Origin of the sequence: Lactococcus sp. UBA7128, assembly GCF_002492185.1 — a bacterium.
Classification (GTDB): Bacteria; Bacillota; Bacilli; order Lactobacillales; family Streptococcaceae; genus Lactococcus; species Lactococcus muris.
In genome coordinates this window covers 1-7,830 of record NZ_DKXK01000083.1, presented here as the reverse complement: position 1 = coordinate 7,830, position 7,830 = coordinate 1, and the positions used below count along the sequence as shown (strand labels likewise).

10 protein-coding genes are annotated in these 7,830 nt (G+C 38.2%); 3 read left to right on the top strand and 7 right to left on the bottom strand.

The annotated features are described in order from the left end of the window. Positions 1-153 precede the first annotated feature (153 nt). The gene (locus B4H39_RS09030) at positions 154-333 is read right to left on the bottom strand and encodes a hypothetical protein (RefSeq protein ID WP_202229892.1); all 180 of its coding nucleotides are present in this window, start codon (positions 331-333) and stop codon (positions 154-156) included. Between the two features lie 102 nt (positions 334-435). Between B4H39_RS09030 and B4H39_RS09025 the strand changes: the two genes are divergently transcribed. Then, on the top strand, positions 436-891 hold the full coding sequence (locus B4H39_RS09025; protein WP_251423954.1) for a GtrA family protein: 456 nt from the start codon (positions 436-438) through the stop codon (positions 889-891). Positions 892-1,100: 209 nt separating this feature from the next. Here B4H39_RS09025 and B4H39_RS09020 read toward each other — a convergent pair whose 3' ends face one another. Beyond that, positions 1,101-2,003, bottom strand: a complete 903-nt coding sequence (locus tag B4H39_RS09020; protein WP_251423957.1) for a YihY/virulence factor BrkB family protein — start codon at positions 2,001-2,003, stop codon at positions 1,101-1,103. A 35-nt stretch (positions 2,004-2,038) separates the two neighbouring features. Then, a complete protein-coding gene (locus B4H39_RS09015; protein WP_251423960.1) occupies positions 2,039-2,896 on the bottom strand; it encodes a methionyl aminopeptidase in 858 nt (285 codons plus the stop codon). A 158-nt stretch (positions 2,897-3,054) separates the two neighbouring features. Between B4H39_RS09015 and B4H39_RS09010 the strand changes: the two genes are divergently transcribed. Beyond that, on the top strand, positions 3,055-3,498 hold the full coding sequence (locus B4H39_RS09010; protein WP_251423963.1) for a flavodoxin: 444 nt from the start codon (positions 3,055-3,057) through the stop codon (positions 3,496-3,498). Between the two features lie 37 nt (positions 3,499-3,535). On the opposite strand, the gene B4H39_RS09005 is transcribed toward B4H39_RS09010, so the two are convergent. Then, complete coding sequence (locus B4H39_RS09005) at positions 3,536-4,264, bottom strand: TrmH family RNA methyltransferase (protein ID WP_251423966.1); 729 nt, start codon at positions 4,262-4,264, stop codon at positions 3,536-3,538. A gap of 93 nt (positions 4,265-4,357) precedes the next feature. Between B4H39_RS09005 and B4H39_RS09000 the strand changes: the two genes are divergently transcribed. Continuing rightward, positions 4,358-4,633, top strand: coding sequence for an acylphosphatase (locus B4H39_RS09000; protein ID WP_251423969.1), 276 nt, complete (start codon positions 4,358-4,360; stop codon positions 4,631-4,633). A gap of 340 nt (positions 4,634-4,973) precedes the next feature. On the opposite strand, the gene B4H39_RS08995 is transcribed toward B4H39_RS09000, so the two are convergent. The 3 genes from B4H39_RS08995 to B4H39_RS08985 form a co-directional block, all read right to left on the bottom strand. Next, positions 4,974-5,585, bottom strand: a complete 612-nt coding sequence (locus B4H39_RS08995; protein ID WP_202229885.1) for a lysozyme family protein — start codon at positions 5,583-5,585, stop codon at positions 4,974-4,976. Positions 5,586-5,754: 169 nt separating this feature from the next. After that, positions 5,755-6,996: a serine hydroxymethyltransferase gene (glyA, locus tag B4H39_RS08990; RefSeq protein WP_251423972.1), complete on the bottom strand. Its 1,242-nt coding sequence runs from the start codon at positions 6,994-6,996 to the stop codon at positions 5,755-5,757. 110 nt (positions 6,997-7,106) lie between these two features. Beyond that, positions 7,107-7,709 (bottom strand): L-threonylcarbamoyladenylate synthase, encoded by a 603-nt coding sequence (locus B4H39_RS08985; protein WP_251423975.1) that lies wholly within the window; start codon positions 7,707-7,709, stop codon positions 7,107-7,109. Positions 7,710-7,830 lie beyond the last annotated feature (121 nt).

Below are 7,830 nucleotides of genomic sequence, written 5' to 3'. Positions count from 1 at the left end.
AAGTATATTGTACACATTAAGTAATACAATATACATATTATATAATGTTATTGTAATCTTTTTCTTATCAATTTCAAAATGATATCTTTACGAAAATAAAAAGAGAGGCAAACCTCTCCTCATAGAATATAAAAAAACAATGGACAAATTCCATCATTTGATATTACTGAGCTTTACAAATTTATCCACCTTGTAGGCCACATAAATCCTGCGCCCCAGAAGAAAACTTGCAATAAAGAACCAAAACCATTGGGCTGCAAAAAAGGAGATGGAGAAAATCCATGCTTCAATAATTGTCCCAAGTATAAAAGAATAAAATCGTGATTTTAACATAGCTTTATTATAACACAGCTTGCTAAAGAAAGGGGAATTAACGTGAGAACTTTCTCAATAGCTCCTAGCAAAAACAGGAGAATTTTGTTAAAATAGGGTGCTATGGAAAAACTTAAAAACTTCGTAAAAACCGAGGCTTTTACCTATCTGGTCTTTGGTGTCTTGACCACTCTGGTTTACTACGTCTTTATGCAAGCAAGTTTCTACCTGCTTAACCAACCTGGAATAAATGCTGGTGCAATTTCTGAGGCTATCGGTCAGATTGTCAGCATCATTTTTGCTTTTTTTACAAATAAAATCTGGGTTTTTAAGCATCAATCAAATCATATTTTTCTTGATTTTCTTAACTTTGCTGCTGGTCGTCTGTTCTTCATGCTTCTGGCTATCTTTCTTAAATGGTGGTTTATCGATACGCATCCAGAAATCTTGATGAACCTCCTTCACCTTAAAAAACCAGTTGTGGTTCTTGTGCTTTCACTCGCAATTCAAATCCTTAACATCATTTTGAATTACTTTTACTCTAAATTCATTGTTTTTCGAAAAAAATCCAAAGTCTAAAGACAAATGCCCCGTTTAAGTGATATTCTACACCCCTAACGTTAGACAGAATCTAGCATTAGCGGTGTTTTTCTATGGAATTAAGTTATGACTTTATTTTATTACTCGTATGAATACACGTATTAAAACTAAAAGGACTTCGCTCTGTACTATAGAGAGCCAAATCCCTTATTTAAATTATTTGTTCAACTTTTGAGAAGCAGTACATCTTACTTTCTAATATCTCTGATAAAGGCCACAATCTCTCCTCGTCGGGTTTCAATCTGTCCAAAAGATTTTTTCTGATAAGTTGCATTTAAAGCAGTCCCCACAATCAAAACCTTTGCTATAAATATAAACCAAATCATCAAACCAAAAATGAGCACAGAACCGACCAGCTTGAAGTCACTCATCTGGCTTAAAGCACGGCCCAGATAAGCTCCGAAAAAGTGAGGCAGGGCTACTAGGACCAGAGTAGAAAAAATCGTCCCTGGCATAATATACTTTAGCTTATGTATCTTTACATTAGGTAAAACAAAATAGAGTAAAATCAAAGATACAAATACAATAATAATCACAACAGGCAAGGTCGCTGTTTGCAAGGTGCGATAAAGTCTATCGTCAAAGGCAAACAAATGCTCATGTATGTAGGCTAGCACCAGCTGCCCAAATGTCGAAATTAAGATCGTCAAAGAGAGTAAAGTCATAAGTCCTAAGCCCACAACCATCCCAGTGATTCGGCTGAGGATGAAGTCACGGTGCTGCGAGACTTCATAGGCTTTATTCATGGCCATCTGCAAGGTAGCTAATGCTCTTGAAAAAGTCCAAAAGCCGGCTAAAACAGAGACAGAAAGTAAACCTGTGTTAGGATTCTCCAAAATATTCCGAATAAATCCCGCACTCATTTCATAGATTTGTTCGGGAATCTGCTCACGCAGAACATTCAATATCAAATCTACATCAAGATTTAAGAAGGGAAGGAGATTGGCAAAAATCAAAAGTAAAGGAAAAATAGATAGAAGCAAGTAATAAGCCACAGCGATACTTGATAAAGACAGCTCTGAACTTTTGTAAAAGCTCATAAAATCTTTTAAGGGTTGCCAGGACAAAACCCGCTTAAAAAAAGCTTTCATACACTATTTCTCCTTTCTTTTTATTTTCATAATGCTCAGTAGGTACCTTCTTCTCCTTGACTTGTCAGAATAACTGGACCATCTTTGGTAATGACAAACTGATGTTCAAACTGGCAGGATAAGCCACCATCCAAAGTCTTATGCATCCAGCCTGTTTCCATATCCGTGTCAATTTTCCATGTTCCTGTATTAATCATCGGTTCAATAGTCAAGACCATCCCTTCACGTAAGCGTAAACCACGTCCTGCTTTACCATAGTGAGGTACTAAAGGGTCTTCATGGAATGTTGGTCCCATCCCGTGACCGACAAGATCACGGACAACACCATATCCACGACTTTCAGCATGCTCTTGAATCGCCGCACCGATATCACCGATACGGTTGCCTACAACAGCTTGCTCAATACCAAGATAGAGGCATTCGCGGGTTACATCCATAAGCTTTTTGACTTCTTCTGAAGGCGTGCCCACCGCATAAGCCCAACAACTATCAGCGATAGCTCCGCTAAAACCTACTGTATATTTTTTCATCTCAGCAACATTATCAAAGTCCAACTTTGAAACATCCACGGAACCATCTTCAACCATGCCTAACACCATATCCACCTTAATAAGATCACCCTCTTTTAACTTCAGATGACGGGGAAAGCTATGTGCAACTTCATCATTAAGAGAACAGCATGTCGCATATGGATAATCCATGATTGAGCCATCGACACCAATCTGTAGCGGCAAGGTATTTGTTTCCTTGCAAACCTTGCGTACATATTCTTCGATTTCCCACATGTCAATACCGGGCTTTATCAAATCACGTAAACCAATATGAATACTGGCGAGCAAAGAGCCCGCACGATCCATTTGATCTATTTCACGTTGAGATTTTAATGTAATCACTCTTTTTACCTTCTCCTAAATATTTCTCTAATCACAATGATACTCCTATTTTATCATAAAAATACTGGGGTAGAAAGTCTGAAAAAATGCATGGAAGCTGATTTTTCTTGAATTTCTTGATATAATCTTGTTATATAAATTTCACAAGGGAGCAGAAAATGGCTTTAGCAAAAGTAGTTTATGCAAGTATGACTGGCAATACACAAGAAATTGCTGAAATTGTTACTGATAAATTGGAGGAGTTGGGGCTTGATGTAGACCTAGACGAATGTACCTCCGTGGATGCCGATGAGTTTGAAGATGCTGATCTTTGTATCGTTGCAACTTATACTTACGGCGATGGTGAACTACCAGACGAAATCGTAGATTTCTATGAAGACTTAAAAGAGGTTGATCTTTCTGGAAAAGTTTTTGGCGTCTGTGGTTCAGGTGATACCTTTTATGATGATTTCTGTATCTGTGTAGATATGTTTGAAGAACAATTTGCACTCACAGGTGCTGAAAAGGGAGCGGAGTCTGTCAAGGTTGATTTGAATGCTGAGGATGAGGATATTATTAATCTTGAAGCTTTTGCTGAAACATTGGCAGCTAAGGTGCAGTAATATAAAAACTTGCGATAAATCGCAAGCTTTTTTGTTCTCATAAACTAAACATAAGAATCCCTGCAGCAACAGCAACATTCAAAGATTCTGCCTGGCCAAACATTTCAATATGAATCAGTTTATCTGCAGCACTTACTGCTGTGGAGGTTACTCCTGATCCCTCATTTCCCATAACTAAAGCAAAATTTTTTTCTACTGATAGTTCTTTGTAACTCACAGAGTCTTTTGACAAACTCGTCACATAAAGGGGAATATTGGCTGCTTGTAAGTCTGTAAAATCTTTTATATGCCAGATTGGGATGTGGAAGTTGCTTCCTTGCATACTCCGCATCACTTTTGGTGCATAAACATCAGCTGTGTCTCCCAAACAAAGAACTGCTGAAAATCCTGCTGCATCAGCGGTACGAATCATCGTGCCTACATTTCCAGGATCTTGAACGTTTTCTAAAACCAAGAACTTTCCTTGATCAAGCTGAATATACTCCTTTTTACGCACGACTTCAGCAACCACTCCTTGAGGTGTTCCAGTATCCGACAAGCTCTTCAAGACTTCCGAGCTGACAAGGACAACATTATCCAGATGTTCAACTTCTTTGTGCTTATCTTCTTCCACAAAAATTTGCAAAATCTCAGCTCCAGAATTTACAGCCTCTTCGAGCAGGTGAAAGCCTTCTATGAGATAAGAATTTTTACGATATTTTTTCTTTGTGAGTAACTTACGCGCTGCCTTAATTTTTTTATTGTCTTTTGCTCTTATAATTTCCATTTGTTATAATTATATCATACTATCTATCACTGCACCTAAGAGCACTTATGTGCCTTATTCAATAAATTTTAGTTTCCTACAGGGGGAAGAACGATGTACAAAGTTAAAATAATTGCTCACGGACAGGTACAAGGTGTTGGTTTTCGCTATGGAACCGTCCTTATCGCACGGCAGCTGGGGTTTAAGGGACGTGTTTGGAACAATGCAGACGGTACTGTGGGACTGTTTGTTCAAGCGGATAATCAAGAAACATTAAAAATCTTTGAAGAAAAACTTCGTCAAGGTCCGACTCCCTTTGCTTCTGTTGTTAAACTTGATGTCTTTTCTACAGACTTCAATGATTTTCAAAATTTTGATATAAAATATTAAGTTTTTGTATGCGTCATGGTGGTAAATGAAATTTCACTGCCATTTTATTTTAGTTTTAAGCAGACACTTGGGTTAGAAGTTCATACAGGTTGCCTTACTTACAGTGTACTTTTATTTCGCGAGATTTTTTTATAAGTTCGGAAGGGAATATCAGACAGACACATATCTGCGCTGCTCTCTACAGAATAAACTACGGATGAAAAAAATGAACCACTGAGCAGAACCGAAAAATATAGGTTTCTCTTGTCTGCTTTATGGTTCATTTTATTCTTTGAATGTGTTGAGTTTATAGATTTTAGCTCATGTTGGATAGGTCAGCTTCCATGCTCTGCTCTACTGTCTACCAATTGAAAAGATCGAGCAGCATCAAATGCCATTTGACCTCATTTGCATAATACATATTTCCACCATTAACATAGAGCTTTCCTCCACTGTTCATCAGTGAATCCACTGTCACATGATAATAGGTTTCACCTGTTGTATTTCCTAAACTCGGAGCCACAACGGTACGCGAATACTTCTCTGCCAATTCTAGATTGTTTTTTCCGCCATTTTTAGCCACATAGTCTATATAGGATTGACCAAAATTATAAGCTTGCACACCTGTCCAGATGTCTACTTTTTTATCTTCGGCATACTCTAAAACCTTGCAAAGATTTGCTACACCTTGTTGTATGCTCTCGTCTTCAGTTAAAATACTGTTTCGGTCTCCATTTAAGCTTTCGCTTGACTGCATAACATCTGCTGCATTCCCTTTTGTCTCTGTATAAATAATGGCCAACGCCAACCTCGTATCACCTTCTAGTCCTTGAGCTTTAAGTGTTGCATCAACCGCCTTTTCATACTTCATCACATTTTTTACATTTGTATAAGTTCTATGCGCATAAAAAACTGCTCCAACTACTACTACAAGTAGTGTGAGCTTGATAAAGAGCTTCAAAATTTTCAACATTTGTCTATTACCTAATCATTCTTTCTGATGGCCGTACTTCAACTTCAGTTTGTACTTCTGCCATCTTGTCATGTTAAAAACTTCTCTAGCATGTCCACCTCTTTACTTATCACTGTTCATATTATTCTTTATCCGGTGGAAGTCTTGTTAAAAAAGTTGTACCTATATTCTAGACCAAAGGAAAGGTCTTTGTCAAATTTAATGCAAATTGACGTACTTCTTGGAGTGTTACTTCGTCATCTTTATTTGACAGTGCTTTAACAATCATTTGAGCAATCTTACGACTTTCTTCTTCTTTCATCCCGCGACTCGTAATTGCTGCTGCTCCGATACGTACACCACTCGTTTCAAAAGGACTGAGTTTTTCTCCTGGAACCGAATTTTTGTTAAGCGTAATGTTGACCGTGTCTAAAAGATTTTGCGCTTCTTTGCCGTTAATTCCTAACTCTGTTACCTTCACTAAAAACAGATGATTATCTGTTCCATCTGAAACAACGTGTAAACCTGCTCGTCTAAACTCATCAGCCATAGCTGCTGTATTTTTCAACACTTGTCCGATATAATCTGTAAATTCTGGCTCTAAGGCTTCTTTAAAAGCAATCGCTTTAGCCGCTATCACATGCTCCAATGGTCCACCTTGTAAACCCGGAAAAATTGCACTGTTAATTTTTTTTGCCAAATCTGCATCATTTGTGAGAATCAGACCACCGCGTGGCCCACGCAAGGTTTTGTGTGTTGTAGAAGTCACGACATCTGCGTAAGGGAGTGGACTTGGATGGTGTCCAGTAGCCACAAGACCAGCGATGTGAGCCATATCTACCATCAATTTAGCACCAACTTTATCTGCAATTTCCCGGAATTTTGAAAAATCTATAATCCGTGAGTAAGCCGATGCTCCAGCAATGATAAGTGATGGACGATGTTTTTCAGCTTGTGCTTCAATTTCTTCAAAGTCCAGTAATTCTGTTTCTGGATGAAGACCGTAAGAAACGAAATTATACATTTTGCCAGAAAAATTAACTTGTGAACCGTGAGTCAAATGCCCACCAGCATTCAAGTCCATTCCTAGCACAGTATCTCCTGGTTCTATGAGTGCCATATAGGCTGCTGCATTGGCTTGTGATCCTGAGTGCGGCTGCACATTCGCAAACTCAGCATGGAAAAGCGCTTTTGCACGCTCAATAGCCAAATTTTCCACCACATCCACAGCTTCTGTTCCACCATAGTAACGCTTTTCAGGATAACCTTCTGCGTACTTATTGGTTAAGACAGATCCTTGCGCTGCACGTACTGCTGGGGATACGATATTCTCAGAAGCAATTAATTCAATCGTCTTCTGTTGACGTGTTTCTTCTGCATGAATAGCAGTCCAAAGTTCTGGATCAAGCGCTTCAAAATTATATATTTCCATATATGTCTCCTTTGCCATATGCGTTGCTCTCTCTAATTTTGTTAATAAAGGCGCAACTTTTGTACATCTTCCATTATATCTAAAGCAAAAGACTGAACCAAATGATTTGTTTAAACAATTTCAGATAATTCTGGAACTGCATCAAGGAGCTCTTTCGCTGTAATCGCTCCTTGTCGTAAAATTTTGGGTTTATCTGTAGAAAGATCTAGAATAGTTGTATCTAGGCCGTAAACACTGTCATCTTGAATAGAGACTGCCGCTTTATCCAAGATATCTGTCGTTAACTCATTATAAAATTGTGGGCTAGGGGCTCCTGTTAGGTTTGCTGATGGCCCAACTAGGACACCTAAAGCTTTAATCACTTCTTGTGTTGCTCGGACGGAAGGCATTCGAAACCCTACTGTGCTCTTGCCAACATGAATCCACTCAGGTACTTCTGAACTTGCTTCTAAAATAATCGTCAACGGTCCTGGAAGAAAAGTTTTCACTAGTTTTTCTAAATATAGAGGTTGGTGGGTTGAGTATTTCAAAATCTTATTGTAGTCTGCCACATTCATGTTTAGTGCCTTATCAACGGGGCGTCCTTTTACAGCATACAATCTTTGTACAGCTGCTTCGTTTGTTGCATCAGCAAATATACCATAAACTGTCTCAGTAGGTAATACAGCTAGCTCTCCTGCTTTTAAAACTTCTATTGCTTTTTCAACTGTCATTTTATAATTTCCTCTCCATGTAGCCTTTGACTTTAAGTAACACTTCTTTATCATAAATGGGAGAGACCTAATAGTCAACAAAATCGTTTTTTTATTTTATCTTGAATAGTCAAGTTAAGTG

What these genes read in the sequence shown, in the direction of transcription:
- B4H39_RS09030 (WP_202229892.1), bottom strand. Translation starts at nt 333, where the DNA reads ATGTTAAAATCACGATTTTATTCTTTTATACTTGGGACAATTATTGAA.
- B4H39_RS09025 (WP_251423954.1), top strand. Translation starts at nt 436, where the DNA reads ATGGAAAAACTTAAAAACTTCGTAAAAACCGAGGCTTTTACCTATCTG.
- B4H39_RS09020 (WP_251423957.1), bottom strand. Translation starts at nt 2,003, where the DNA reads ATGAAAGCTTTTTTTAAGCGGGTTTTGTCCTGGCAACCCTTAAAAGAT.
- B4H39_RS09010 (WP_251423963.1), top strand. Translation starts at nt 3,055, where the DNA reads ATGGCTTTAGCAAAAGTAGTTTATGCAAGTATGACTGGCAATACACAA.
- B4H39_RS09005 (WP_251423966.1), bottom strand. Translation starts at nt 4,264, where the DNA reads ATGGAAATTATAAGAGCAAAAGACAATAAAAAAATTAAGGCAGCGCGT.
- B4H39_RS09000 (WP_251423969.1), top strand. Translation starts at nt 4,358, where the DNA reads ATGTACAAAGTTAAAATAATTGCTCACGGACAGGTACAAGGTGTTGGT.
- B4H39_RS08995 (WP_202229885.1), bottom strand. Translation starts at nt 5,585, where the DNA reads ATGTTGAAAATTTTGAAGCTCTTTATCAAGCTCACACTACTTGTAGTA.
- glyA (WP_251423972.1), bottom strand. Translation starts at nt 6,996, where the DNA reads ATGGAAATATATAATTTTGAAGCGCTTGATCCAGAACTTTGGACTGCT.
- B4H39_RS08985 (WP_251423975.1), bottom strand. Translation starts at nt 7,709, where the DNA reads ATGACAGTTGAAAAAGCAATAGAAGTTTTAAAAGCAGGAGAGCTAGCT.